Annotated in this window: 23 protein-coding genes and 2 pseudogenes; 13 read left to right on the top strand and 12 right to left on the bottom strand. The window is 68.9% G+C overall.

All coding sequences use genetic code 11. The features are described 5' to 3' along the window. Positions 1-48 precede the first annotated feature (48 nt). The 9 genes from ybeY to CSC71_RS09085 all read left to right on the top strand — a co-directional run bounded on the left by ybeY (position 49) and on the right by CSC71_RS09085 (position 9,424). Positions 49-540: an rRNA maturation RNase YbeY gene (gene ybeY / locus CSC71_RS09125; protein ID WP_162374053.1), complete on the top strand. Its 492-nt coding sequence runs from the start codon at positions 49-51 to the stop codon at positions 538-540. A gap of 4 nt (positions 541-544) precedes the next feature. Next, positions 545-1,135, top strand: a complete 591-nt coding sequence (locus CSC71_RS09120) for a hypothetical protein (RefSeq protein WP_211367946.1) — start codon at positions 545-547, stop codon at positions 1,133-1,135. A 54-nt stretch (positions 1,136-1,189) separates the two neighbouring features. Continuing rightward, positions 1,190-2,065 (top strand): CorC family transporter, encoded by an 876-nt coding sequence (locus CSC71_RS09115; protein WP_162374052.1) that lies wholly within the window; start codon positions 1,190-1,192, stop codon positions 2,063-2,065. Positions 2,066-2,071: 6 nt separating this feature from the next. Continuing rightward, positions 2,072-2,626, top strand: a complete 555-nt coding sequence (locus CSC71_RS09110) for a hypothetical protein (RefSeq protein ID WP_162374051.1) — start codon at positions 2,072-2,074, stop codon at positions 2,624-2,626. Beyond that, a complete protein-coding gene (locus tag CSC71_RS09105; protein WP_246192111.1) occupies positions 2,623-3,798 on the top strand; it encodes a lipoprotein N-acyltransferase Lnb domain-containing protein in 1,176 nt (391 codons plus the stop codon). The genes CSC71_RS09110 and CSC71_RS09105 overlap by 4 nt, the downstream gene beginning before the upstream one ends. 70 nt (positions 3,799-3,868) lie before the next feature. Continuing rightward, positions 3,869-5,890, top strand: a complete 2,022-nt coding sequence (locus tag CSC71_RS09100; RefSeq protein WP_162374050.1) for a glycoside hydrolase family 97 protein — start codon at positions 3,869-3,871, stop codon at positions 5,888-5,890. Positions 5,891-5,970: 80 nt separating this feature from the next. After that, complete coding sequence (corA, locus tag CSC71_RS09095; protein ID WP_162374049.1) at positions 5,971-6,972, top strand: magnesium/cobalt transporter CorA; 1,002 nt, start codon at positions 5,971-5,973, stop codon at positions 6,970-6,972. A gap of 132 nt (positions 6,973-7,104) precedes the next feature. Further along, positions 7,105-9,186 carry a carbon starvation CstA family protein gene (locus CSC71_RS09090; RefSeq protein WP_162374048.1) on the top strand — a complete coding sequence of 694 codons (2,082 nt, stop codon included), beginning with the start codon at positions 7,105-7,107 and terminating at the stop codon, positions 9,184-9,186. 13 nt (positions 9,187-9,199) lie between these two features. Further along, positions 9,200-9,424, top strand: a complete 225-nt coding sequence (locus CSC71_RS09085; RefSeq protein ID WP_162374047.1) for a YbdD/YjiX family protein — start codon at positions 9,200-9,202, stop codon at positions 9,422-9,424. Between the two features lie 72 nt (positions 9,425-9,496). Here CSC71_RS09085 and clpB read toward each other — a convergent pair whose 3' ends face one another. From clpB to rluD, 8 genes are all read right to left on the bottom strand, one after another. After that, positions 9,497-12,082 carry an ATP-dependent chaperone ClpB gene (gene clpB / locus CSC71_RS09080; protein WP_162374046.1) on the bottom strand — a complete coding sequence of 862 codons (2,586 nt, stop codon included), beginning with the start codon at positions 12,080-12,082 and terminating at the stop codon, positions 9,497-9,499. Positions 12,083-12,252: 170 nt separating this feature from the next. Then, entirely contained in the window at positions 12,253-12,789 is a 537-nt protein-coding gene (gloA, locus tag CSC71_RS09075; RefSeq protein WP_162374045.1) for a lactoylglutathione lyase, read from the bottom strand. A 74-nt stretch (positions 12,790-12,863) separates the two neighbouring features. After that, positions 12,864-13,403 (bottom strand): DUF4166 domain-containing protein, encoded by a 540-nt coding sequence (locus CSC71_RS09070; RefSeq protein ID WP_162374044.1) that lies wholly within the window; start codon positions 13,401-13,403, stop codon positions 12,864-12,866. Between the two features lie 69 nt (positions 13,404-13,472). Next, positions 13,473-15,074 (bottom strand): hypothetical protein, encoded by a 1,602-nt coding sequence (locus CSC71_RS09065; RefSeq protein ID WP_162374043.1) that lies wholly within the window; start codon positions 15,072-15,074, stop codon positions 13,473-13,475. Between the two features lie 28 nt (positions 15,075-15,102). Continuing rightward, positions 15,103-15,564, bottom strand: coding sequence for a GNAT family N-acetyltransferase (locus CSC71_RS15465; RefSeq protein ID WP_246192109.1), 462 nt, complete (start codon positions 15,562-15,564; stop codon positions 15,103-15,105). A gap of 70 nt (positions 15,565-15,634) precedes the next feature. Further along, positions 15,635-16,111 carry a DUF3574 domain-containing protein gene (locus tag CSC71_RS09055; protein ID WP_162374041.1) on the bottom strand — a complete coding sequence of 159 codons (477 nt, stop codon included), beginning with the start codon at positions 16,109-16,111 and terminating at the stop codon, positions 15,635-15,637. Beyond that, complete coding sequence (gene pgeF / locus CSC71_RS09050) at positions 16,096-16,881, bottom strand: peptidoglycan editing factor PgeF (protein WP_162374040.1); 786 nt, start codon at positions 16,879-16,881, stop codon at positions 16,096-16,098. The genes CSC71_RS09055 and pgeF overlap by 16 nt, the downstream gene beginning before the upstream one ends. Next, complete coding sequence (gene rluD / locus CSC71_RS09045; protein ID WP_162374039.1) at positions 16,878-17,882, bottom strand: 23S rRNA pseudouridine(1911/1915/1917) synthase RluD; 1,005 nt, start codon at positions 17,880-17,882, stop codon at positions 16,878-16,880. The genes pgeF and rluD overlap by 4 nt, the downstream gene beginning before the upstream one ends. 115 nt (positions 17,883-17,997) lie before the next feature. Here rluD and CSC71_RS09040 point away from each other — a divergent pair, with 115 nt between their 5' ends. After that, the gene (locus tag CSC71_RS09040) at positions 17,998-18,876 is read left to right on the top strand and encodes an outer membrane protein assembly factor BamD (protein ID WP_162374038.1); all 879 of its coding nucleotides are present in this window, start codon (positions 17,998-18,000) and stop codon (positions 18,874-18,876) included. 130 nt (positions 18,877-19,006) lie between these two features. Here CSC71_RS09040 and CSC71_RS09035 read toward each other — a convergent pair whose 3' ends face one another. The 4 genes from CSC71_RS09035 to sucC all read right to left on the bottom strand — a co-directional run bounded on the left by CSC71_RS09035 (position 19,007) and on the right by sucC (position 23,400). Further along, positions 19,007-20,659, bottom strand: a complete 1,653-nt coding sequence (locus tag CSC71_RS09035; RefSeq protein ID WP_162374037.1) for an NAD+ synthase — start codon at positions 20,657-20,659, stop codon at positions 19,007-19,009. Continuing rightward, positions 20,656-21,039 carry an endonuclease domain-containing protein gene (locus CSC71_RS09030; RefSeq protein WP_162374036.1) on the bottom strand — a complete coding sequence of 128 codons (384 nt, stop codon included), beginning with the start codon at positions 21,037-21,039 and terminating at the stop codon, positions 20,656-20,658. The genes CSC71_RS09035 and CSC71_RS09030 overlap by 4 nt, the downstream gene beginning before the upstream one ends. Positions 21,040-21,335: 296 nt before the next feature. After that, positions 21,336-22,211 carry a succinate--CoA ligase subunit alpha gene (sucD, locus tag CSC71_RS09025; RefSeq protein ID WP_162374035.1) on the bottom strand — a complete coding sequence of 292 codons (876 nt, stop codon included), beginning with the start codon at positions 22,209-22,211 and terminating at the stop codon, positions 21,336-21,338. A 25-nt stretch (positions 22,212-22,236) separates the two neighbouring features. Beyond that, positions 22,237-23,400 carry an ADP-forming succinate--CoA ligase subunit beta gene (gene sucC, locus CSC71_RS09020; protein ID WP_162374034.1) on the bottom strand — a complete coding sequence of 388 codons (1,164 nt, stop codon included), beginning with the start codon at positions 23,398-23,400 and terminating at the stop codon, positions 22,237-22,239. A 241-nt stretch (positions 23,401-23,641) separates the two neighbouring features. Here sucC and CSC71_RS09015 point away from each other — a divergent pair, with 241 nt between their 5' ends. The 3 genes and pseudogenes from CSC71_RS09015 to CSC71_RS15750 all read left to right on the top strand — a co-directional run. Further along, the gene (locus tag CSC71_RS09015; RefSeq protein ID WP_162374033.1) at positions 23,642-25,258 is read left to right on the top strand and encodes an ATP-binding protein; all 1,617 of its coding nucleotides are present in this window, start codon (positions 23,642-23,644) and stop codon (positions 25,256-25,258) included. A 256-nt stretch (positions 25,259-25,514) separates the two neighbouring features. Beyond that, positions 25,515-26,679: pseudogene (locus tag CSC71_RS09010) on the top strand (sigma-54-dependent transcriptional regulator); the annotation flags it as partial. Between the two features lie 65 nt (positions 26,680-26,744). Then, positions 26,745-26,915: pseudogene (locus tag CSC71_RS15750) on the top strand (helix-turn-helix domain-containing protein); the annotation flags it as partial. Positions 26,916-26,923 lie beyond the last annotated feature (8 nt).

Raw genomic sequence — 26,923 nt, 5'->3', positions numbered from 1 at the left:
AGTGCGAATCTGTCGCCAACAACCGTCAACCGGGAACCAAGAACCGCCATGACCCAAGGCCCCGTCCGTCTCGATGTTTCCGTCAGCTACGCGCTGCCGCGCGCGGGCCTGCCGGCGCCGCAGAGCTTCCGCAAGTGGGTCGCGGCGGCGCTGAGGGGCCGCATCCGCGAGGCCGACCTGGCCATCCGCCTGGTCGACGCGAAGGAAGGCCGCGCGCTGAACCGCCACTACCGCGGCAAGGACTATGCGACCAACGTGCTCAGCTTCCCGGCCGACCTGGCCGAAGGCGTCAAGCTGCCGAAGGGCGTGAAGATGCCGCTGCTCGGCGACCTGGTGATCTGCGCGCCGGTCGTGGCGCGCGAGGCGAAGGAGCAGAAGAAGCCGCTGGCCGCGCACTACGCGCACCTGACCGTGCACGGCGTCCTGCACCTGCTCGGCTGGGACCACATGGACGACCGGGAAGCCGAGGCGATGGAGCAGCTGGAACGCGGGATCCTCGCCGAACTGGGCATCGCCGACCCGTATGCGATCGAGGATTGAGCGCATGCGCCTTCATGCACTGCTCGCATTGCCGTTTCTCGCCGGCGCGCCGCACGCCAATGCCGGCGAAACCGCCCCTGCCGGCGTCGACCTGCCCGCGCTGATCGAATGCCGCGCGCAGCTGGCCGACTTCCGTGCGCTCGCGCCGGCGCTGCGGGATCCGCTCAAGGCGGTCGCGCTCGGCTGGAAGCCGTTGCCGCAGGCCAACATGTTCATGACCGAATTCGAATTGAACGCGCCGATCCGCGTGTTCGGCCACGACGCCGAGCGCATCGCCTTCTCCGGCGATGGCATCGTCGCCGTGCTCGACCTGCCCGACCCGCGCCCGCTGGCGAAGCAGCTGGAACTGGAAACCGCATTCGACACGCCGGAGAAGGCGATGTTCGGCAAGGAAGTGCGCGCCACCGACGTCACCGACCCGGACACCGGCGCGGCGATGTACGAATCGGTCGTGCTCACCGTCTCCAACGTCGCCTCGCACCCCGGCAAGACCCTCGCCGGCTGCAGCTACAGCCTCGATGCGCTGGAAGACGAAGGCGAAGCGCCGGCCGATGACGCGCCGCCGGCCGGAAAAGAACCGCCGCCCGCATCCTGATAGACTGGGCCCGATGCCCGTCTGTCGGGTGCCGATCCGAACCACCCACGCGAAATGCCCGAAGACGACAGTAGTTCCTCGACGGAACACGGCGAAAAACCCTCCGAGAGAAGGCGCGGCTGGCTGGAGCGCCTGAGTTCCGCGTTCGCCGGCGAGCCCAGTACGCGCGAAGACCTGGTCGAGCTGCTGCGCGACACGCAGCGCGACGGCCTGATCGCGGCCGACACCTTGCGGATCATGGAAGGCGCGCTGGAGATCGCCGAACTCACCGTCGGCGACGTGATGGTGTCGCGCTCGCAGATGGTGTCGCTGCCGGTGGACGCGAAGTTCCTCGACCTGATGAGGCAGGTGGTCGAATCCGGCCATTCGCGCTTCCCGGTGCACGGCGAGGACAAGGACGAGATCCTCGGCATCCTGCTGGCCAAGGACCTGCTGCGCGGCGTGGTCGCCGACAACGGGCCGGGCACGATCCGCGAACTGCTGCGCCCGGCGGTGCTGATCCCGGAGTCGAAGAAGCTCAACGTGCTGCTGAAGGAGTTCCGCCTGTCGCGCAACCACATGGCGATCGTGGTCGACGAATACGGCGGCGTGGCCGGGCTGGTCACCATCGAGGACGTGCTGGAGCAGATCGTCGGCGAGATCGACGACGAGCACGACGTGGCCGAGGACGAGGCCGCGCTGATCGCGGTGCAGGCCGACGGCCGCTTCGTGGTCGACGCGCTGACCCCGATCGACGACTTCAACGAGAGCTTCGGCGCGGATTTCGACGACGACGAATACGACACCATCGGCGGCCTGGTCACCGCGGCGATCGGGCACCTGCCGGAAACCGGCGAGGAACTGACCCTGGGCCGCTTCGCCTTCCGCGTGAGCAAGGCGGACGCACGCAGGGTGCATGCGTTCCATGTGACCGTGCTGGCGGACAACTGACGCACGATGCATCGCCTAGCTCATCTTGTCGATGGCGAATGGAAAGCCCATTCGTATCCGCCCGTTTTCCGCATTGACGACAGCAGCAGGCACAAACGAATTCTCGCGGGAGTGCCCGCAGGCGACCCGTTGGTCATCGGGCAGATGGCCGAATGCCTGCATGGCCCTTTTTCCCTTCTCTATGTGCTGCATACCCCTCGCGGCGAAGCCGCAGCAGGCCGCTACCAAAGCCCGTATCTGACGCTGGTGGAAATCAAGCAATTTTTGCAGCACTTCGGGCCGTTCCTTTCTGCGGATGGACGATACGACCTCTGGTTGTTTTCGCAGGAAGATGAAGCCACCGTGGTCTGGGATAGGCACAATCAACTGTTCGCCTACGGGCCACTGGAATCTTTCGTGTCGAAATTGAAATCACTGGGCTTCACGCTCGGCGCAATCGAGACACCCTTCCCAGTCCAGCACATGCACTACTACCGTGCCGAGTTCGACAAGGAGGCCAAAGAATTACTGGCAGCTTACGATTGGTCTTACTTCCCGTTGCGACCAGAGGACGAACAGTGAATCGGCTTTTCGTCGTCTGTGTCCTCTGGCTCTTTGCCACCCTCGCCTCCGCCGCCCCGCGCGTCGGCGTGGTGACGATGGCGCCGGGCGAGATCTTCTTCGAACGCTTCGGCCACAACGCGATCGTGGTCGTGGACGAAACCACCGGCGCGGCGACCAGCTACAACTTCGGCTACTTCGACCCGTCCGAACCCGACTTCGTCGCCCGCTTCGCCCGTGGCGAAATGATGTACTACCTCGTCGCCCTGCCCTTCGAGCAGGACATGGCCTACTACCGCGAAGTCGGCCGCGGCGCGAAGATCCAGTGGCTTGACCTGCGTCCGGAACAGGCGCAGGCGCTGGCCGATGCCCTGGCCGAGAACGCGAAGCCCGAGAACGCGCACTACCCCTACGATTATTTCCGCGACAACTGCGCCACCCGCGTGCGCGACGCGCTCGACAACGCGCTCGGCGGCGCGCTGAAGCGGCAACTGGCCGGGCGCTCGCGCGGCAACACCTACCGCAGCGAATCGGTGCGCCTCGCCACGCCGGCCACGTGGATGTGGCTCGGCTTCGATCTTGGCCTGGCGCCCTATGCCGACAAGCCGCTGTCGCGCTGGGACGAAGCCTTCGTGCCGATGCGCCTGGCCGAAAGCCTGCGCGAGGCGAAGAACAGCGATGGCCACCCGCTGGTGCTGCAGGAAACCGAAGTGCTGCCGCACCGGATCGCGCCGGAACCGCCGGAGCGGGCGCGGCGCTGGTGGCCGTGGCTGCTGGCTGGCCTCGCGCTCGCCGCGCTCATCGTCGCCTTCGGCAGGAAACACCCGCGTCTGCTCGGCGCGTTCGCCTTGCCGCTGTGGCTGCTGTGCGCCGTCGGCGGCGCGCTGCTGGTCTACCTGTGGGGCTTCACCGCGCATCGCGCCGCGTGGGCCAACCAGAACCTGCTGCTGCTGAACCCGCTGTGCCTGCTGCTGTTGCCGGCGGCGGTCGCACTGCTGCGCGGGCGCAACCCCGGGAGGTTCTCGCGCTGGCTGGCCTGGCTCGTCGCCATCGCCGCCTTCGTCGCCTGGTTCCTGCACTGGCTGCCGTTCGCGTTCCCGTACCAGGACAACCGCGCCTGGGTCGCGTTGCTGTTGCCGGTGCATGCGGCGATTGCATACGTATGCTTGATGCGGCGCAGCTTGTCGCGCTGAGCCGCCTGCCGCACGATGCGGCTCCTGTAAACGCTTCCACCCCACCGCCGTCCCGGCGTCCAGGAGCCCCATGCTGACCCGACTCTTCGCCCTGGCGATCCTCGCCTTCCCGGCCGTCGCGCTGTCCGCGACCCCGCCCGTCGTCACCTCGCCCGACGGCCGCATCTCGGTGCAATTGAGCGCCTCCACCGACGGCCGCGCCGCCTACGCGGTATCGCGCGACGGCAAGCCGATCATCGCGCCGTCGCCGCTGGGCTTCCTCCTGACCGACGCACCGAAGCTCGACCGCGGCATGCTGATCGGCGAACCGGAATTCTCGCAGTTCGACGAAACCTGGGAGCAGCCGTGGGGCGAACGCCGCTTCATCCGCAACCACTACAACCAGATGCGGGTGACGCTGACCGAGAACTTCAAGCCGTTCCGCCATTTCGACGTGGTGTTCCGCGTCTACGACGACGGCCTCGGCTTCCGCTACGAGTTCCCCGAACAGGAAAACCTCAAGGAACTGAAGATCGGCGAGGAACTGACCGAGTTCGATTTGGCCCAGGACGGCACCGCGTGGTGGATCGCCGCCGGCGAGTTCAACCGCGAGGAACAGCTGTACAACCGCACCACGGTCGGGGAAGTCGGCTACGCGCAGACGCCGATCACCTTCAGGCTGGCCGACGGCACCCACCTGTCGATCCACGAAGCCGCGCTGGTCGACTACTCCGGCATGAACCTGATCCACGTCGAGAAGCGCCGCCTGAAGGCCGCGCTGACCCCGGGCAGCGACGGCTTCGCCAAGGTCGAGCGCGCCGCACCGTTCAACACGCCGTGGCGCACCCTGCAGGTCGGCGACAACGCCGGCGCGCTGGTCGAGTCGTCGCTGATCCTCAACCTCAACGAGCCGAACAAGCTCGGCGACGTGTCGTGGTTCAGGCCGATGAAGTACGCCGGCGTGTGGTGGGAGATGCACCTGGACCGGAAGACCTGGGAGTACGGGCCGAGGCACGGCGCCACGACCGAGAACGTGAAGAAGCACATCGACTTCGCCGCGGAGAACGGCTTCGGCGGCGTGCTGGTCGAGGGCTGGAACGTGGGCTGGGAAGACTGGTTCGGCACCGGCTTCGACTTCGACTTCGCCAAGCCGTACCCCGACTTCGACTTCCCGGCGCTGGCCGCCTACGCGAAGTCGAAGGGCGTGCAGCTGATCGGCCACCACGAGACCGGCGGCAACGCCGCGCACTACGAGGACCAGCTGGACGCCGCGTTCGCGCTGGACAGGAAGATGGGCGTGCACGCGGTGAAGACCGGCTACGTCGCCGACGCCGGCGGTGCGCGCGCCTACGGCCGCGACGGCAAGGTGCATCTCGCCTGGCACGAAGGCCAGGACATGGTGCGCCACCACCTGAAGGTGGTGACCGAGGCGGCGAAATACCAGATCGCGATCAACCCGCACGAGCCGGTCAAGGACACCGGCCTGCGCCGCACCTACCCGAACTGGATTTCGCGCGAGGGCGCGCGCGGCGGCGAGTACGACGCCTGGGGACAGCCCGGCAATCCGCCGGAACACGTGCCCACCATGGTCTTCACCCGCCTGCTGGCCGGGCCGATGGATTACACGCCGGGCATCTTCGGCATGAAGACGCGCTCGCCCAACGGCGTGCAGACGACGTGGGCCAAGCAGCTGGCGTTCTACGTGACGATCTACAGCCCGATCCAGATGGTGCCCGACCTGGTCGAGAACTACGAGGCGAACCCGGGCCCGTTCCAGTTCATCAAGGACGTCGCGGTGGACTGGGAGGAATCGAAGGTGCTGAACGGCGAGGTCGGCGACTACGTGACGATCGCCCGCAAGGTGCGGGGAGGCAACGACTGGTTCCTCGGCTCGATCACCGACGAGAACCCGCGCGAACTGAAGGTGCCGCTGTCGTTCCTCGACAAGGGCCGCAAGTACACCGCGCAGATCTACCGCGACGGCCCCGACGCGGACTGGAAGGGCAAGCGCGAGTCGATCGTGATCGAGCAGCGCGAAGTGACCGCGGGCGACACGCTGACGCTGAAGCTGGCGCCGGGCGGCGGCCAGGCGATCCGCTTCATGGCGCACTGAGCCGACAACCCCTCTCCCGCAAGCGGGAGAGGGGTCGGGAGGCGCTTGCTCCCTGTCCGCGCCTGACGCACCATCCGCGCATGACCGCGGCCCGCCATCCCGACCTTCCGTCCTGCGTCGTCAACTGCTGCGTCTACACGAAACAGGGCAAGCGGCTCGACATCGACCTCGACGCGATCAGCGAGGTGCTGGCGCGCGACGACGGCAGCTTCCTGTGGGTCGGCCTGTTCGAGCCGGCCGACGAGATCCTCGACAAGCTGCAGGAGGAGTTCTGCCTGCACGACCTGGCCGTGGAGGACGCGCAGCACGCGCACCAGCGGCCGAAGGTCGAGGCCTACGGCAACTCGCTGTTCATCGCCGTGCACACCGCGCAGACGCTGGACGAGCAGATCGTCTACGGCGAAACCCTGGTCTTCCTGGGCCCGCGCTACCTGCTGACCGTGCGCCACAACGCCGCGCTGTCGTACGCGCCGGCGCGCGCGCGGGTCGAGCGCGAGCCGGAACTGCTGGCGCTGGGGCCGTCGTTCGGGCTGTACGCGATCCTCGACTTCATCGTCGACAACTACCTGCCGATCGTCCAAGCGTTCAAGGAAAGCCTGACGCGGCTGGAGAAGGACGTGTTCAGCGAAACCTACCGCCGCGACACCCTGGTCCGGCTGTACGCGCTCAAGCGCCAGCTGACCGAGATGCGCAGCGTGGTGGCGCCGCTGCAGGACGTGCTGTCGCAGCTGACCCGCAGCACCAGCCCGCTGATCCCCGACGAAGTGAAGCTGTATTTCCGCGACGTGCTCGACCATTCGGTGCGGGTCAACGACAGCATCGACGCGATGCGCGACATGCTGGGCACGGCGATGAGCGTCAACCAGTCGCTGGTGACGCTGGCGCAGGGCGAGGTGGTCAAGCGCCTGGCCGGCTGGGCCGCGCTGCTGGCCGCGCCGACGCTGATCGCCAGCTGGTACGGCATGAACTTCGCCAACATGCCCGAGCTGCACGGCCGCTACGGCTACTTCGTCCTGATCGGCATCGTCGCCCTGGTCTGCCTGGCGCTGTACCGCTACCTGAAGAAAGTGCGCTGGCTCTGACGCGCTGCAGCACGCCGGCTGCGACGGCAGTCCGACTTTAGACCAAAGTCGAAGCCGGAAAGCACGGCTTTGCGTTGACCCCCGGTGCCGCCGGGCCGACTCTATGCGCTGTTTTCCCCCGTGGAGAAGGACATGAAGGGGTTCTCGAAGATCGCCTGGGCCGCGCTTGCGGTGCTCGGCGCGTTCTGCCTCGGCACGATCGCGCTGCGTCGCGGCGAACAGATCAACGCGCTGTGGATCGTGGTCGCGGCGGTCAGCATCTACCTGGTCGCCTACCGCTACTACGCGCTGTTCATCGCCAGCAAGGTGATGCAGCTCGACCCGAGCCGCGCCACCCCGGCGGTGCTGCGCAACGACGGCCTCGATTACGTGCCGACCAACAAGTACGTGCTGTACGGCCACCACTTCGCCGCGATCGCCGGCGCCGGCCCGCTGGTCGGCCCGGTGCTGGCCGCGCAGATGGGCTACCTGCCCGGCCTGCTGTGGCTGGTGGTCGGCGTGGTGCTGGCCGGCGCGGTGCAGGACTTCATGGTGCTGTTCATCTCCAGCCGCCGCGACGCGCGTTCGCTCGGCGACCTGGTGCGCATGGAGATGGGCAACATCCCCGGCACCATCGCCCTGTTCGGCGCGTTCCTGATCATGATCATCATCCTCGCCGTGCTGGCGATGGTGGTGGTGAACGCGCTGGCGGAAAGCCCGTGGGGCATGTTCACCGTGGTCGCGACGATGCCGATCGCGATCCTGATGGGCCTGTACATGCGCTTCGTCCGGCCGGGCAGGATCGGCGAGATCTCGGTCGTCGGCCTGGTCCTGCTGCTGGCCGCGATCTGGCTGGGCGGCAAGGTCGCCGCGTCGCCGACCTGGGGTCCGGCCTTCACCTTCGACAAGGAGCAGATCACCTGGATGATGGTCGGCTACGGTTTCGTCGCCTCGGTGCTGCCGGTATGGCTGCTGCTGGCGCCGCGCGACTACCTGTCGACCTTCCTCAAGATCGGCACGATCGTGGCGCTGGCCATCGGCATCGTGCTGGTGATGCCGGCGCTGAAGATGCCGTCGCTGACCCAGTACGCCAGCAACGGCATGGGTCCGGTCTGGGTCGGCGGGATGTTCCCGTTCCTGTTCATCACCATCGCCTGCGGCGCGGTGTCGGGCTTCCACGCGCTGATCAGTTCCGGCACCTCGCCGAAGCTGCTGGCGAACGAAGGCCACATGCCGTTCATCGGCTACGGCGGCATGCTGATGGAGTCGTTCGTCGCGATCATGGCGCTGGTCGCCGCGGCGATCATCGAGCCGGGCGTGTACTTCGCGATGAACGCGCCGCCGGCCTCGGTCGGCGCCGACGTCGCCGCGGTCGCGGCCAAGGTCAGCGAATGGGGCTTCACCGTCAGCCCGGACGTGCTGACCGCCACCGCCGCCGACATCGGCGAGAAGACCATCCTCAACCGCGCCGGCGGCGCGCCGACGCTGGCGGTGGGCATCGCCCAGATCCTGCACAGCGTGCTGCCGGGCGAGGACACGATGGCGTTCTGGTACCACTTCGCGATCCTGTTCGAGGCGCTGTTCATCCTGACCGCGGTCGACGCCGGCACCCGCGCGGGCCGCTTCATGCTGCAGGACCTGCTGGGCAACTTCGTGCCGGCGCTGAAGAAGACCGAGTCGTGGGGCGCCAACCTGGTCGGCACCGGCGGTTGCGTGGCGCTGTGGGGCTACCTGCTGTATACCGGCGTCACCGACCCGTTCGGCGGCATCAAGACGCTGTGGCCGCTGTTCGGCATTTCCAACCAGATGCTGGCCGGCATCGCGCTGATGCTGGGCACGGTGGTGCTGTTCAAGCTCAAGCGCGACCGCTACGCCTGGGTGACCGCGATACCGGCAGCATGGCTGCTGATCTGCACCACCTCCGCGGGGCTGATCAAGATCTTCGACGGCAACCCGGCGCAGGGCTTCCTGGCGCAGGCGCGCAAGTTCCAGGCCGCGATCGGCAACGGCGAAGTGCTGGCGCCGGCCAAGGACATGGGCCAGATGCACCAGATCGTGACCAATGCCTACGTCAACACTACGCTGACCGCGCTGTTCCTGTTCGTGGTGTTCAGCGTGCTGGTCTATTCGATCAAGGCGATCCTGGCCGCACGCCGCAACCCGCAACGCAGCGACACCGAGACCGCGTACGTCGCGCTGACCGCCGAACAACTGGCGGCGCAGGCGAACCTGTAGGGAGGAGAAGGCCATGGGCACCGCGCTCGTCCCGCTGGGCCACTACGCCACGCACAAGCGGGTGTGGCGCCGGCTGGTGCAGACCGCGCGGCTGTGCTGCGGCGTGCCGGACTACGACAACTACGTCCGGCACATGCTGGAGAAGCATCCCGACCGCGAGGTCATGGACTACAAGACCTTCTTCCGCGAACGGCAGGAAGCGCGCTTCGGCGGGGGCCGCGGGTTCCGCTGCTGCTGAAGCGGCTCCGCGGCGATGCAATGGAAAACGGGAGCCGCGAGGCTCCCGTTCCGTTTCGGCGACGTGCTTCCGTCAGCCCTTCGCGAACGCCAGGTGCCCGCCCTCGGCACGCACGCGCACCGTGTCGCCGCTGCCGAATTCGCCGGCGAGGATCTTCTGCGCCAGCGGATTCTCCAGCTGCTGCTGGATCGCCCGCTTCAGCGGGCGCGCGCCGTAGACCGGATCGAAGCCGACGTTGCCCAGCAGCGCCAGCGCGCTGTCGTCCAGTTCCAGCCTGATGCCGCGCTCGGCCAGCCGCTTCTCGAGGCCGGCCAGCTGGATCTTCGCGATCGACTTGATCTGCGCCTTGTCCAGCGGATGGAACACCACGATGTCGTCGAGGCGGTTGATGAACTCGGGGCGGAAATGCGCCTGCACCACCGCCATCACCGAAGCCTTCATCTGCGTGTAGGCCTCGGCGGAATCGTCGCCGGCGAGCTCCTGGATCTGGTGCGAGCCGAGGTTCGACGTCATCACGATCACCGTGTTGCGGAAATCGACCGTGCGCCCCTGGCCGTCGGTCAGGCGGCCGTCGTCGAGCACCTGCAGCAGGATGTTGAACACGTCGGGGTGCGCCTTCTCGACCTCGTCGAGCAGGATCACGCTGTACGGGCGACGGCGCACCGCTTCGGTCAGGTAGCCGCCCTCCTCGTAGCCGACGTAGCCCGGAGGCGCACCAACCAGCCGCGACACCGCGTGCTTCTCCATGAACTCGCTCATGTCGATGCGCACCATCGCGTCCTGCGAATCGAACAGGAACTCGGCCAGCGCCTTGCACAGCTCGGTCTTGCCCACGCCGGTCGGGCCGAGGAACAGGAACGAGCCGGTCGGCCGGCCGGGATCGGACAGGCCGGCGCGCGAACGGCGGATCGCGTCGGAAACGACCTTGATCGCCTCGTCCTGGCCGACCACGCGCCCGTGCAGCGCGTCCTCCATCTTCAGCAGCTTCTCGCGCTCGCCCTCGAGCATCTTGCTGACCGGGATGCCGGTCCAGCGGCTGACGACCTCGGCGATCTCCTCGGCGGTCACCTTGTCCTGGACCAGCTTGAATTCCTTGTTCTCGGCCTCCTGCGCGGCGACCAGCTGCTTCTCCAGCGCCGGCAACTTGCCGTACTGGATCTCGCTCATCTTCGCGTAGTCCTGCACGCGCTGCGCGGCCTCCAGCTCGACCTTGGCCTGTTCGATCTGTTCCTTGATCCGGGTGGCGCCTTGCAGCGCGGCCTTTTCCGCCTTCCACACTTCGTTGAGGTCGGCGAACTCGCGCTCGAGCGATTCGATGTCGGCCTCCAGGTCGGCCAGGCGCTGCTTCGACGCTTCGTCCTTCTCCTTCTTCAGCATCTCGCGCTGGATCTTCAGCTGGATCAGCCGGCGCTCCTTGCGGTCCAGTTCCTCGGGCTTGGAGTCGATCTCCATGCGGATGCGCGAAGCGGCTTCGTCCATCAGGTCGATGGCCTTGTCCGGCAACTGCCTGTCGGCGATGTAGCGGTGCGACAGCGTGGCCGCGGCGACGATCGCCGGGTCGGTGATCTCGACGCCGTGGTGCACGGCGTAGCGTTCCTTCAGCCCGCGCAGGATCGCGATGGTGTCCTCGACGCTCGGCTCGCCGACGAACACCTTCTGGAAGCGGCGCTCCAGCGCGGCGTCCTTCTCGACGTACTTGCGGTATTCGTCCAGCGTGGTCGCGCCGATGCAGTGCAGCTCGCCGCGGGCCAGCGCCGGCTTGAGCATGTTGCCGGCGTCCATCGCGCCCTCGGCCTTGCCGGCGCCGACCATGGTGTGCAGTTCGTCGATGAACAGGATGATCTGGCCTTCGTTCTTGGCCAGGTCGTTGAGCACCGCCTTCAACCGTTCCTCGAACTCGCCGCGGAACTTGGCGCCGGCGATCAGCGCGCCCATGTCCAGCGACAGCACGCGCTTGTTGCGCAGGCCTTCGGGCACCTCGTTGTTGACGATGCGCTGCGCGAGGCCCTCGACGATGGCGGTCTTGCCGACGCCGGGCTCGCCGATCAGCACCGGATTGTTCTTGGTGCGCCGCTGCAACACCTGGATGGTACGGCGGATTTCCTCGTCGCGGCCGATCACCGGGTCGAGCTTGCCGGATTCGGCGCGCGCGGTCAGGTCGATGCAGTACTTCTCCAGCGCCTGGCGCTGGTCTTCCGCATTCTCCGACTGCACGCTCTCGCCGCCGCGCACCTTGTCGATCGCGGCCTCGATCTTCTTCCGGTCGGCGCCGGCAGCGCGCAGCGCGGTGCCGAGCGAACCCTTGTCGTCGGCCGCGGCCAGCACGAACCATTCGCTGGCGATGAAGGCATCGCCATGCTGCTGCGCCAGTTTGTCGGTCTGGTTGAGCAGGCGGGTCAGGTCGTTGCCGATCGAGAGGTTGCCCTCCTGCCCGGAGACCTTCGGCAGCTTGTCCAGCGCCTCGCCCAGCCGCTCGCGCAGCACCGGCACGTTGACGCCGGCCTGCGCCAGCAGCGGCCGCGTGCTGCCGCCGCTCTGGTCGAGCAGCGCGGTCAGCACGTGCACCGGCTCGATGATGTTGTGGTCGCGGCCCACGGCCAGCGACTGCGCGTCCGCCAGCGCCTGCTGGAAGCGCGAGGTCAGTTTGTCCATCCGCATCGGGATTCCCTCGGGAAAAGATGGCCAGCCTGCGGCCGGCAATGCTACCCAAATGCGGTTGCGACGGAACGTTTCAAGCCCCGCCAAGATGCGGATTCAGGGGCCGGCCGGGGACCGGCTGGCCACCAACACCCCGCCGCTGCCTTCCCTGGGCGGCAGCGGCGTTCGCCTCAGTCCAGCGGCGCCGGCTGGATGATCTCGACCCAGTAGCCGTCCGGGTCCTTGATGAAGGCGATGCTCTTCATCATGCCGTCGCTCAGGCGCTTCTGGAACGGCACGCCGAGCGCCTCGAAGCGCGCGCAGGCGGCGCGGATGTCCGGCACGCTGACGCAGATGTGGCCGAAGCCGCGCGGCTCGCGGTTGCCGTCGTGGTAGACCGGGCCGGATTCGAGTTCGGTGCCGTGGTTGTGGGTCAGCTCGAGCACGCCACGCTGTTGCGCCAGCCATTGCCGGCGTTCCTCGTCGCCGTCGGGGATGGCGCCGGCGTCGTCGACGGTGACGAGGAAATACAGCGTGAACTTCGCCTGCTCGAAATCGACCTTGCGCGCCAGGGTGAAACCGAGCACGCGGGTGTAGAAGTCGAGCGAAGCCCGCGGGTCCTTGACCCGCAGCATGGTGTGGTTGAACACGAAATCGCGGGTGGCGGCGTCGCGCTGCGCGGCGACGCCCGGCACGGCGGCCAGCTCGGCGCGGGTCTGTGCGGTCATCGGGAAGTTTCCTCGCGTGGGGGTGCGTGCATTCTATCGATGCAGGCCGCGAACCGCGGGGGCGCGGCGCGCCCCTACCCGCCGTCGGCCGGCTGCAGCCAGCCCTCGTAGCGGATCAGCGGGCCGACCAGCGGCAACGCGGCCTCGACGCGGAACTCGTAGCGGCCCTGGTGCTCGCGTTCGCGGCACTGCACGCCGTTGAACAAGCGCGCCGGCAGCGGCAGCAGCCCGAACAGCCGCACCCTGGCAACGTTCCAGTACACCGTGCCTTCGTGGATGTGCAGTTCGTAGCGGAACTGCACCGGGCCGAGGCGCTCGCACAACAGGCCGTCGCGGCAATACAGCTTCGACGACATCCTCCTGCCGCCGAAATCGCGCTTCCAGATCTCGCGCCGGGCGTCGGCGATGAATTCGACCCGCGTCGGCGCATCGCGCATGCGCGGCGGCAGCCCGGCGCAGGTCGCGCAAAGCCACGCGAGCGGGCCCTTGCCACGCTCGATGCTGGCGCGCCCGGCGTATTCGCCGCGCCCGCGGATGCTGTGCAGCGCGCGCACCGCGTCCGGCATGCTGAAGAACGGCGCGCGCAATACCTGCTGGAAGACAGTGGGTTCCATCGCGGTCCCGCGGACTGGTGACGAAGCCGGCACGCAGGATAGCCGGCGCGGCTCCACGCCGGATGAAGATCAGCCGGCCGGTTTCGATTTCTGCAACGAAAGCAGCAAAAGCGCAATCGCCAGCGCGACGTAAGCCATTGAAAACTGGAAGGCCAGGCGCGCGCGCAGGCCCTGCAGTTCCCACGGCTGGTAGATGCCGCCGCGCGGATCGACCGAATGGATCACGCCGAACGACGTCGCCGCCGCGGCGACGAACAGGACCAGCGCCGCGAGCCGCATGCGGCCGTCGAGCAGCGCGACCAGCGCGCTCGCCCACAGCATCGCGGTGATGATGAAGCCGTTGCCGAGCGTGGCGATCGTGGCGAGGTCGGAGAAGCCCTGGCCTTCGCCGGATTCGAACAATGCGACGAACTTCTCCGGCGGCAGCAGCGCCGGATTGCCGAGCTTGATGCCGAGCAGGTAGGCGATCGCCGGCAGGAACGCCAGCGCCACCGCGATCGCGTGCCGGCGCGGGGTTTCGTGGAACGCCTGCACGGCGATGTCGAGGCCGACGTAGACGATGATCGGCGCCAGCACCGCGACCGGCAGCCACTGCACCAGCCCGGACACGTAGCCGAACACGCCGCCCAGGCCGACGAACAGGCCGGCCAGCAGCGTGTAGCCGCTGCGCGCGCCCATGTGCTTGTACGCCGGCTGGCCGATGTACGGCGTGGTCTGCGCGACGCCGCCGCAAACGCCGGCGACCAGCGTGGCCAGCGCCTCGACCAGCAGCACGTCGCGGGTGCGGTAGTCGTCGCCGGCGGCGCGCGCGCTTTCGCTCACGTTGATGCCGCCGACCACCATCAGCAGGCCGAACGGCAGCAGCAGCGGCAGGTACGGCACGGTGTGCGGCAGGCCGGCGACGAAGCCGGGCGTCGGCAGCGGCAGGGTGAAACCGAGCCGCATCGCCTCCGGCAGCGCGAAGCCGGGCGCGCCGAGCCCGCCGAGGCCGAGCCCGTAGTGCAGCGCGACGCCGACCAGCAGCGCGAACAGCACGCCGGGCAACTTCACCGGCAGTTTCCCCTTCGCCACCAGCGCGTACAGCAGCAGGCCGAAGGTGGTGAAGCCGACCACCGGCTCGCGCAGCAGTTCCACCAGCGGCAGGAAACCCAGCAGGGTCAGCGCCGCGCCGCCGATCGAGCCGAGCAATGCCGCGCGCGGCAGCACGCGCGTGACCCAGTCGCCGGCGAACGACAGTGCGGTCTTGAACAGGCCGATCACCACCAGCGAGGCCATGCCGAGCTGCCAGGTGGACATCGCGGCAGCGTGTTCGTCCATGCCCTGCGCCTTGAAGCCGGCGAAGGCCGGGCCCAGCACCAGCAGCGCCATGCCGATGCTGGTCGGCGCATCCAGGCCCAGCGGCATCGCGGTGACGTCGCCGCGCCCGGTCTTCGCCGCCAGCCGGCGCGCCATCCACGTATAGGCCAGGTTGCCGAGCAGCACGCCCAGCGCGGTGCCGGGGAACATCTTCCCGAACACCACGTCGGCCGGGAAGCCGAACGCGCCGACGAGGACGGCGGCGATGAAGCCGAGGATCGACAGGTTGTCGACCACCAGGCCGAAGAAACCGTTGAGGTCGCCGGCGACGAACCAGCGCGGGCGGAATCGGTCGGAAGGGAACGGGGCGTTCATGCGGTTCGCGCGTATCCGGTGGCGGCGTTCACAACGCCAGGTGCAGGAACTGGTTGAAGTCGCTGGCGGCATAATCGCCGAACGCCGGCCCCGGCACGAAGCCCCGCCGCCGGTACAGCGCCAGCGCCGGCTCGAATGCCGGGCCGCTGCCGGTTTCAAGGCTCAGCCGCGGCATGCCGCGGGCACGCGCCGTGGCGACGATGTGTTCGAGGATGGCCGCGGCCGCGCCCCGGCGCAGGAAGTCCGGATGGGTGCGCATCGATTTCAGTTCGCCGTTGCCGTCGCCCAGCGTGCGCAACGCGCCGATCGAAGCGATGCGTCCGCCGCGCCAGGCGCTCCACACTTCCACGTCCGGCCGCCGCAGGCCCGACAGGTCCAGCGCGAACGCGCTGCCAGGCGGCGAGTTGGCGTGCATCTGCCGCAAATGCAGCGCCAGCAGCGCACGCGAAGCGTCGCCGGAGAGGTCGTCGCGGATGATGTCGAAGCCCACTGCCTGCCTCCTGCGCGGACGCCGGGCGGCGTACCCGCCCTGTTCCCGGCCATGCGCAGAATACGGCACTTCAGAACGACACCTCGACTTGGTCGCGCGACCACAGCACCGACTCGTGCCCGGTCGCCTTCTTCCAGGCATCGCGGATGGCCTCGATGTCGGCGCGATGCCGCGGCGTGTCCTCGTGCAGGATCACCAGCACCTTGGTCTTCTCGCGGGTTGGCGTGGCCGCATCCCGGTAGCGCCATTGGCCACGGGCATCGAACACGGTCAGGCCGTCGGGGAAACGCGGCGTCACCTCGCGGTCGAGGAAGTCGCGCCATTGCGCCTCGCCGATCGGCGCATCCTGCGGGCGGCTGGCGACCCCGCCTGCTGCTATCGAGCGCTCCGCGCCGACGCCGAAGTACAGTTCGCTGCGGATCCAGCCCGGCGCTTCGGCCGCGCCTCGCGCCGGCGTCGACGCCGGCGGTGCGGTCGCAACGCAGGCCGGCAACAGGCCGACGAGGAAAAACGCCGCCAGCCGCGCCGCGTTCACGCGTCGCGCCACACCAGCGTGGCCATGCGCCCGGTGCGCCCGCTTCCATCGGCCGTGCTGCGGCGGTGCGAGAAGAAGCGCCTCGCGTCGCCGATCGTGCACAGAGTCCCGCCGAAGACGCCGTCCGGCGCGAGGCCGGCATCGGCCAGGCGCAGTTTCGCCAGCGCGTACAGGTCGACCTTCCAGTGGCCCGGTCGCGTCGGCGCGAACGCCGCGTCGGCGCGCGGGTCGCGCGCGACGAAGGCGTCGAACACCTCCCGGCCGATTTCGTAGGCCTGCGGCCCGGCGGCGGGGCCGAGCCACGCGACCAGGTCTTGCGGCGCCGTCTTCATCGCCGCGACGGTGTTCTCCAGCACGCCGGCGGCCAGGCCGCGCCAGCCGGCGTGCGCGGCGCCGACTTCGCTGCCGTCCTTCGCCGCGAACACCACCGGCAGGCAGTCGGCGGTGAGGATGGCGAGCACGGCGCCGGCATTGGAAGTGACCGCCGCGTCGGCGACCGGCTCCTGCCCTTCCCGCGCCCGCAGCGCATCGGCGCGGACGACGTCGGTGCCATGCACCTGTTGCAGCCAGTGCGGCATGCCGGGCAATCCGAAGCGATCGATCAGTTCGTTGCGGTTGGCCTGGACCGCGCGCACGTCGTCGCCGCTGCGCAGGCCGAGGTTGAAGCGGTCGAACGGTTTCTCCGACGCGCCCGCGCCGAAACGCAGCGTGGTGAACGCGTGCACGCCGGGCGGCGCCGGCCAGTCGGCGGGCAGCACGCCCTTGTCCGGCGCCGCGCTCATGCGGGGTTCGCCTCGCGGTCGGCGCGCAACGCCGCCATCAGCTCGAGCATGTCCTGCGGCACCGGCGCGGTGGCGCGCACCGGTTCGCCGCCGACCGGATGCGCGAACTCCAGCGTCTCCGCATGCAGCGCCTGGCGCCTGAAGCCGCGCAACGTGGCGACCAGTTCGTCCGCGGCGCCCTTGGGCAGCTTCAGCGGCCCGCCGTACAGCGGGTCGCCGACGATCGGGTACTTGATGTGCGCCATGTGCACGCGGATCTGGTGGGTGCGGCCGGTTTCCAGCCGGCACTCCACCGCGGTATGGGCGCGGAAGCGCTCGCGCAGGCGGTAGTGGGTGACCGCATCGCGGCCGTCGTCGCGCACCGCCATCTTCAGCCTGTCGCGCGGATGGCGGTCGATCGGCGCGCGCACGGTGCCGCCGCTGACCATCGCGCCGACCACGACCGCGAGGTACTGGCGGTGCACGTCGCGCGCCGCCAGCTGTTCGACCAGCGACGCGTGCGCCTGCAGCGTGCGTGCGACGACCATGACGCCGCTGGTGTCCTTGTCGAGGCGGTGCACGATGCCGGCGCGCGGCAGCGCGGCCAGCGCCGGGTCGCGGAACAGCAGCGCGTTGACCAGGGTGCCGTCGGGATTGCCGGCGCCGGGGTGCACGACCAGCCCGGCCGGCTTGTTCACGACGAAGACGTGTTCGTCCTCGTGCAGCACGTCGAGCGGAATGTCCTGCGGCAGCGCATGGGTCTGCGTGTCCAGCACCGCATCGAGGCTGGCGACCTGCCCCGCGCGCACCGGGTCGCGCGGCCGGACGACCTGCCCGTCCAGGCGCGCGTCGCCGGACTTGATCCATTCGGCCAGCCGCGAGCGCGAGACCTCCGGGAACAGCTCGGCCAGTACCGCGTCGAAGCGGCGGCCGGCGGCGGCGGCAGGCACCGCGGCGCGGCGCGGGCCGGCGGCTTCGTCGAGCGGGTCGGGATTCGGGTCGGGGGCGGGGGAATCAGTCATGCGCGGGAACGGACGGCTAGGGGGAAGGGTCGGTGTTGGCCGGACGTTCATGGCCCGGACGGCGTCTAGGCTATCATCGCCCCTTCGCTTCCCAGCCGTAATCCGCCGCCCGCCCATGTCCCAGCGCTTTCCCGCCCCCTTCCGCAGCATCGGCCCGGTGCTGATGATCCTGGCCGTCGCCTCCCTGGGCACGGGCTGCAAGATGTTCAAGAAGAAAGGCGATCCGCTGCAGGGCGCGCCGGCCGCGCAGATCTACCAGGAAGCCCACGAGGCGATGGCCCGGAACAACTGGTCCAAGGCCGAGACCACCTTCAAGAAGCTGATCGCGCAGTACCCGTACGGCCCGTACACCGAGCAGGCGCAAATGGAAACCGCCTACGCCCAGTACAAGTCCGGCAAGCTGGAGGATGCGGTCTCCACCATCGACCGCTACATCCGCACCTACCCGACCCAGCGCAACATCCCGTACATGTACTACCTGCGCGGCCTCAGCAATTCCAGCCGCGACACGGTGTTCCTGCAGAAGGTCTGGCGCCTGGACGCCAGCCGCCGCGACCTGAGCACGCCGATGCAGGCCTACAGCGACTTCAGCAAGGTCGCCGACAACTACCCGACCAGCCGCTACGCCGCCGACGCGCGCCAGCGCATGATCAAGCTGCGCAACCAGTTCGCCCGCCACGAGCTGGACACGGCCCTGTACTACCTGCGCCGCACCGCGTGGGTCTCGGCGGCCAACCGCGCCAAATACCTGCTGGAAACCTATCCGCAGAGCGAGTACCAGTACGACGCCATCGCCGTGCTCGGCGAGGCCTACACCCACCTGGGCGACAAGACCCTGGCCGACGACGCCCGCCGCGTGCTGCAGCAGAACGACCCGCAGCACCCGTGGCTGCAGGGCGACTGGCCGGACTATCCGTCGTCGCTGCGCCGGCTCAATCCGTTCGCCGGCGAGAAGTCGGCGGTGGACAACGACGACCGCCACGACCGGGAATGACGAAAGGGGCCGCAAGGCCCCTTCGCTTTTGCGTAGGAGCGGCGTGAGCCGCCACCGCCATGATCGACGCTCCGCGGAAAATTCCGCCGAGCCGGATGCTTCCCGGTCGCGGCTTACGCCGCTCCTGCAATCACGCGGGATATTTGTTGGTGATCGGGTAGCGCCGCTCGCGGCCGAACGCGCGCCGCGACACCTTCGGCCCCGGCGCGGCCTGGTGCCGCTTCCATTCGTTGACCCGCACCATCCGCAGCACCCGGTCGACGATGGCGGCGTCGAAGCCGGCCGCCACGATCTCGTCGCGCGACTGCTCCAGGTCGACGTAGCGGTACAGGACCGCGTCGAGCACGTCGTACGGCGGCAGCGAGTCCTGGTCCTTCTGGTTCTCGCGCAATTCCGCGGTCGGCGGGCGCTCGATCACCGCGGGCGGGACCACCGGTTCGCCGGCGATCGCGTTGCGCCACTTCGCCAGCGCGAAGACCTCGGTCTTGTACAGGTCCTTGATCGGCGCGTAGCCGCCGCACATGTCGCCGTAGATCGTCGCGTAGCCGACCGCGTATTCGCTCTTGTTGCCGGTGGTCAGCAGCAGGCCGCCGAACTTGTTGCTCATCGCCATCATCAGCGTGCCGCGGATGCGCGATTGCAGGTTTTCCTCGGTGGTGTCGGCCGGCCTGCCGGCGAAGGCGTCGGCCAGCGTGTCCAGGAACCCCTGGAACGGCCTTTCGATCGGCAACGCCATCAGCTCCACCCCCAGCGCGTCGCACTGTTCCTGCGCCAGGTCGTTCGACAGGCCGGCGGTGTAGCGCGACGGCATGCGCACCGCGGCGACGTTGTCGGCGCCCAGCGCATCGACGGCGAGCGCCAGCACCAGCGACGAATCGATGCCGCCGGACAGGCCCAGCCACGCCTTCGCGAAGCCGTTCTTGCCGCAATAGTCGCGGATGCCGCGCACGATCGCGCGCCACGCCAGCGAATCGCGGCCTTCGTCCTCCTCGGCATCCCACCGTACCGGCGCGAACTTGCGCGTGGCCGCGTTGTAATCGACCACCAGCCACTGGTCGGAGAACGCGCGCGCCGCCTGGTGCACGTGGCCGTCGCCGTCGGCGACCACCGAGGCGCCGTCGAACACCAGCGCGTCCTGCCCGCCGACCACGTTGAGGTAGGCCAGCGCGACGCCCCGGCCGTCGACGGCAGTCTCGGCCACGCGCTGTGCCAGCAGCGCATCGCGCTGCGCGTGCTTGTCGCGCTCGAACGGCGACGCGTTCGGCACCAGCACCAGCTGCGCGCCGGCGCGCGCGGTGTCGGCCAGCGGCTCGGGGAACCACAGGTCCTCGCAGATCACCAGCCCGACCGGCACGCCCCCGACTTCGAACACGCACGGGCCGCCGTCCGGATCGACATGGAAGTAGCGGCGTTCGTCGAACACGTTGTAGTTCGGCAACTCGCGCTTGCGGTAGGTCGCGGCGACGCGCCCGTCGCGCAGCACGCTGGCCGAGTTGTAGAGCACGCTGCCGGCGCTTTCCGGCCAGCCGACCACGGCGACGATCCCCCGCGCGGCGGCGGCGATGCGCTCCAGCGCGGCCTGGCAGTCGGCGAGGAACGACGGCCGCATCAGCAGGTCTTCCGGCGGGTAGCCGCTGACCGCCAGTTCCGGGAACAGCACGATGTCGGCGCCGGATTCGTCGCGCGCCCGGCCGATCATCTCGACGATGCGCTTCTCGTTGCCGGCGACGTCGCCGACCGGGAAGTCGGACTGGGCCAGGGCGATGCGGAGGGTTGGGGTCATGTCGGCTGCCGTATTGTGTCCTGTCCCGCACTCGCGGAAGACGGATCGTTCAATGCATCGAAGATCACGGCGAGCACCACTTGCTGGCTCGCTAGTGCGTCATTGTCCCAGAATCGCAGGACACGGTAACCGGCGGCTTGCAGCACGCGGTCGCGGGTTTCGTCGCGGGGATCGCCGGCGTGTTGGCCTCCGTCGAGTTCGACGATCAGCCGACGTTCCAGACAGACGAAATCGGCGATATAGGGACCGACGGGATGCTGCCGGCGGAACTTGTGGGCCATGAAGGCGCGATTGCGCAGGTGGTGCCAGAGCGAACGCTCGGCGTCGGTCATGGCTCGCCGCAGGTGGCGGGCGAGCTTGGTCTTCTGTCCTTCGCGCATGTCCAGGGGCCCTTCCCCAGGTGTGGAGACGCGAATGGTTCCAGGGCGCATTGACGCTGTCTGTAGGGGAAAGCCGTACCCTCACCCTCGCGCGCATCGCGCGCTTTCCCTCTCCCGCACGCGGGAGAGGGGTTATCCGGCGCATCGCGGCAACGGAGCGGCTTGCCCGCAACCCTTCTCCCGCTTGCGGGAGAAGGTGCCCCGAAGGGGCGGATGAGGGGCCGGTTCCCGACTTCGCCCAAAAGCAGGAAGCCGCCCCGGGGGGCGGCTTCCTTGAACTGCATTTCGCGAAGGACTTATTTCAACCGCGCCGCGATCGCCGCGCCCAGGTCGCCCGGCGAGCGCACCGTGGTCACGCCCGCCGCTTCCATCGCCGCGAACTTGCCCTCGGCCGTGCCCTTGCCGCCCGACGCGATCGCGCCGGCGTGGCCCATGCGCTTGCCCTTCGGCGCCGAGGCGCCGGCGATGAAGCCGACCACCGGCTTCTTGACGTGCCTGGCGATGTATTCGGCGCCGGCTTCCTCGGCGTCGCCGCCGATCTCGCCGACCATGATGATGCCCTCGGTCTGCGGGTCCTCGTTGAACAGCTTCAGGCAGTCGACGAAGTTCAGGCCGTTGATCGGGTCGCCGCCGATGCCGATGCAGGTCGACTGGCCGAGGCCGACGTCGGTGGTCTGCTTCACCGCCTCGTAGGTCAGCGTGCCGGAGCGCGAGACGATGCCGACCTTGCCCGGCTTGTGGATGTGGCCCGGCATGATGCCGATCTTGCACTCGCCCGGGGTGATGATGCCGGGGCAGTTCGGGCCCACCAGCACCACGTCCGGGTAGGTGCGGGTCAGCACGTTCTTCACCCGCAGCATGTCCAGCACCGGGATGCCCTCGGTGATCGCGACGATCACCTTGATGCCGGCCGCGGCCGCTTCCAGGATCGCGTCGGCCGCGAACGGCGGCGGCACGTAGATGACCGAGGCGTCGGCGCCGGTGGCCTCGACCGACTCGCGCACGGTGTTGAACACCGGCAGTTCGATGTGCTGGGTGCCGCCCTTGCCCGGGGTCACGCCGCCGACGACCTGGGTGCCGTATTCCACCATCTGGGTGGCGTGGAAGGTGCCCTGCTGGCCGGTGAAGCCCTGCACGATCACCTTGGTGTTCTTGTTGATCAAGACAGACATGGTTCTTTCCTAGGTTCTCGTGGGATCAGGCGGCCAATGCGGCCACGGCCTTCTTCGCGCCGTCGTTGATGTCGTCGGCGGGGATGATCGCCATGCCGCTTTCGCGCAGCAGCCGCTTGCCCTCTTCCACGTTGGTGCCTTCCAGGCGCACCACCACCGGGACCTTGACCCCGACTTCCTTGACCGCGTCGATGATGCCCTCGGCGATCATGTCGCAGCGGACGATGCCGCCGAAGATGTTGACGAAGATCGCCTTGACCTTGTCCGAGGACAGGATCAGCTTGAACGCCTCGATGACGCGCTGCTTGTTGGCGCCGCCGCCGACGTCGAGGAAGTTCGCCGGCTCGCCGCCGTTGAGCTTGATCACGTCCATCGTGGCCATCGCCAGGCCGGCGCCGTTGACCATGCAGCCGATGTTGCCGTCCATGGTCACGTAGTTGATGTCCAGTTCCGAGGCGATGACTTCGGTCGGGTCTTCCTGGCTCTTGTCGCGCATGGCGACCAGTTCCTTGTGGCGGAAGCCGGCGTTGTCGTCGCTGTTGAACTTGCCGTCCAGCGCGTACAGGTTGCCGTCGTCGAGGATCGCCAGCGGGTTAAGCTCCACCAGCGACAGGTCCTTCTCGTTGAAGATGCGGTACAGGTTGACCATGATCGAGGCCAGCTGGCCGGCCTGCTTCGCGGTCAGGCCCATCTTGAAGCCGATCTCGCGGCCCTGGTAGCCCTGCACGCCTTCGACGAAGTCGACGCTGAGGGTGTGGATCTTCTCCGGCGTTTCCGCCGCGACCTGCTCGATCTCCACGCCGCCCTCGGCCGAGACGATGTAGGTGATGGTCTTGGTGCCGCGGTCGACCAGGACCGACAGGTACAGTTCCTTGACGATTTCGCCGGCGGTGGTCACCAGCACCAGGTTGATCGGCAGCTCGACGCCGGCGGTCTGGTAGGTGGCCATGCGCTTGCCGAGCATGCCGGCCGCGGCGGCCTTGACGTCGTCGACGGTCTTGCAGAACTTGACGCCGCCGGCCTTGCCGCGGCCGCCGGCGTGGATCTGCGCCTTGACCATCCAGGGGCCGGCGCCGAGCGACTTGGCGGCTTCGACGGCTTCGTCGGGGGTCGCCGCGACCTTGCCGGGGGGGACCGGGATACCGTATTCGGCAAGCAGCTGCTTGGCCTGATATTCGTGGAAATTCATGCGTCACCGTGATGGGGAGAACGAAAACGCATCGCGTCGTCGGGCGACCGGACCGGGCCGGGGGCGGGGCGGCGGATGGGCCCGCTATTGTCGCCGAAGCGTTGCTGCAGCGCAAAAGGCCGGGTCCGGGAGCGCCCGTTCCGCGCCGCCGCCCGCCCGCCGGGCATGCATGGCGGGCGTCCGCTCCGCCCCCCTATAATCGTGCCAGCCACCCGGGAAACCACCGCTTGGAAACCACCCCTTGAAGCAGGGCCGCGCGATCATCGGGCAACTCGAGTCCTCATCGCGGCTCGACCTGTATTTCTTCGCCCTGTACCGGACCCTCGAGGCCGGCATCCTCGCCGGGCTGCTGGCCAGCCCGCTGTCGGACGTGCTCGGCGTGGTCCACGCGCCGCTGCTGGCCACCGCCCTCACCGTCTTTTACCTGCTGTTCGCGCTGGCGATGCTGTTGCTCAGCCGCTGGCCGCGGTGGCTGTACGGGCTGACCCTGGTCGGCGCCTGCGTCGACATCGCGGTGGCGACGGCGTTCATCTGGATCCTGCCGCAGGCGGTTTCCGGCATCGCGATGCTGCTGCTGTTCAACGTGGCCATCGCCTGCGTGCTGCTGCCGCCGCGCACGGGTTATGCGGTGACCATGCTGGCGGCGGCGGCGATCCTGGGCGAATACCTGTTCGAGGTGTTCGGCCCGCAAACCGGCGACCGCCCGTTCGCCGAGATCGTGATGTACATCGTCAGCTTCCTGGCCGTGGGCTACCTGGCCGGCCGCATCGGCGAGCGCGCGCGGCGCAACGAACGGCTGGCCGAGCAGCGCGGCGCCGAGGTCGCCAGCCTGGTCGAGATCAACGAACTGATCATCCGCCGCATGCGCACCGGCGTGCTGGTGATCGACGCCGACTACCGGATCCGCCTGGCCAACGAGGCCGCCAGCCTGCTGCTCGGCGAAGGCGGCGAGGCCGCCGACAGCCGCGGCGCGCACCTGCCGAAGCTGTCGCCGGAACTGGCGCGGCGCCTGCAGCAGTGGCGCAACGGCTGGCAGGGCGACGAGACCCCGCTGCAGCTGGCGCCCGACCAGCAGGAAGTGCAGCCGCGCTTCGCCCGCCTGCTGGCCGGCAGCGAGCTGTCGCTGGTGTTCCTGGACGACGCCAGCGTGGTTTCGCGCCGCGCCGAGTCGCTGACCCTGACCACGCTGGGCCGCTTCTCGGCCAGCCTGGCGCACGAGATCCGCAACCCGCTGGCCGCGATCAACTACGCCGTGCAGCTGCTCGAGGAATCGAAGCAGATGAACGAAGCCGACCGCCGCCTGCTGCAGATCATCCACCAGCAGTGCCAGCGCACCAACGGCATCGTCGAGAGCGTGCTCGGCCTGGCCCGGCGCGAGCGCGCCAAGCCCGAGAACGTCGACCTGAACTGGTTCGCGCGCCGCTTCGTCGACGAATTCCGCCAGTCGATGTCGATCGAGACCGACAGCCTGGAGGTCATCGCCGGCACCCAGGCGGTGCCGGCGATGATCGACCCGCGCCACCTGCAGCAGGTGCTGACCGTGCTGGTGCAGAACGCGCTGAACTACGGGCGCCTGCCCGGCGAACCGGCGCGGGTGCGGCTGCGCGTGTTCCCCGGCGAACAGCAGCGCGCGCTGGTCGACGTGATCGACCGCGGCCCGGGCATCCCCGACGCGGTTGCCGCGCAGCTGTTCCGACCGTTCTTTACCACCTCCGAGCACGGCACCGGCCTTGGCCTGTACATCGCCCGCGAGCTGTGCCGCGGCAACCAGGCCACGCTGGAATACATCTCCGTGCCCGGCGGCGGCAGCTGCTTCCGGGTCACCGTGCCCGGCCCGCACACGCTGCTGCCGGAATGACCCGGCTGTCGCAGGCGCAGCGTGAGCCGCGACCGCCACGCCCCGCGGACGATTCCGCAGACCCGGCCGGTTCCCGGCCGCATCATCCCCTGTAGGAGCGGCGTGAGCCGCGATCGGGAATCGTCCGGTCCCGCGAAAGCTTCCGCGAAGCGCTCGTGGATGGCGGTCGCGGCTCACGCCGCTCCTGCAGGCGGGGCTGCCTATCCCTATCCCGGCGCAACCGCTACACTTGGTCCGGGGGGAGTGCAGGGAAATCATGAGTGAAGCGCGCAACGCACTGATCGTCGACGACGAACGCGACATCCGCGAACTGCTGACCCTGACCCTCGGCCGCATGGGCCTGCGGGTCGATACCGCCGCCAATCTCGGCGACGCACGCGAGTTGCTTTCGCGCAACCGCTACGACCTGTGCTTCACCGACATGCGCCTGCCCGACGGCGACGGCCTCGACCTGGTCGGCGAGATCGCGCGCAACCATCCGCAGACCCCGGTGGCGATGATCACCGCGTTCGGCAACATGGAGCTGGCGGTCGAGGCGCTGAAGAAGGGCGCGTTCGACTTCGTCAGCAAGCCGGTCGACATCAGCGTGCTGCGCGGCCTGGTCAGGCACGCGCTGGAACTCAACAACGCCGAGCGCGCGCCGGCGCCGCCGCCGCCGCCCGAGCTGGCCAGCCGCCTGCTCGGCGATTCGCCGGCGATGGCGCAGCTGCGCGACACCATCGCCCGCGTCGCGCGCAGCCAGGCGCCGGTGTACATCCTCGGCGAATCCGGCGTCGGCAAGGAGCTGGTCGCGCGCACCATCCACGAGCAGGGCGCGCGCGCGGCCGGCCCGTTCGTGCCGGTCAACTGCGGCGCGATCCCGGCCGAGCTGATGGAAAGCGAGTTCTTCGGCCACAAGAAGGGCAGCTTCACCGGCGCCCACGCCGACAAGCCCGGCCTGTTCCAGGCCGCGAACGGCGGCACCCTGTTCCTCGACGAGGTCGCCGAGCTGCCGCTGCCGATGCAGGTCAAGCTGCTGCGCGCCATCCAGGAAAAGTCGGTGCGCCCGGTCGGCGCCGCCGCCGAAGTCGCGGTCGACGTGCGCATCCTCTCGGCCACGCACAAGGACCTGGGCGAACTGGCGGCCGACGGCCGCTTCCGCCACGACCTGTACTACCGCATCAACGTGATCGAGCTGCGCGTGCCGCCGCTGCGCGAACGCGCCGCCGACCTGCCGGGCCTGACCGGGGCGATCCTCGCGCGCCTGTCCGCGCAGCAGGGCCGCGCCGCGCCGCAGCCGACCGCGGCCGCGCTCGACGCGCTGGCCGCCTCCCCGTTCCCGGGCAATGTGCGCGAGCTGGAGAACATCCTGGAGCGCGCGCTGGCGATGGCCGCCGGCGACCGCATCGACGCCCCCGACCTGTACCTGCCGCAACCCGGCGCGCGCCGCGGCGACACCACCATGCGCGGCGACGCCACCTTCAACCCCGCGCTCGACGACCCGCCGATCACCCCCGGCGCCCCGGGCGCCCTGCCCGGCTACATCGAGCAGATGGAGCGCGCCGCGATCCAGAAGGCCCTGGAAGCCACCCGCTGGAACAAGACCAAGGCCGCCGAACAGCTGGGCATCACCTTCCGCGCACTGCGCTACAAGCTGAAGAACCTGGGGATGGAGTAGCATCCGGC

This window comes from Pseudoxanthomonas sangjuensis (genome assembly GCF_010211755.1).
Lineage (GTDB): Bacteria > Pseudomonadota > Gammaproteobacteria > Xanthomonadales > Xanthomonadaceae > Pseudoxanthomonas_A > Pseudoxanthomonas_A sangjuensis.
Note: the sequence above shows the minus strand (reverse complement) of the source record. Positions and strands in the feature narration are given on the sequence as shown.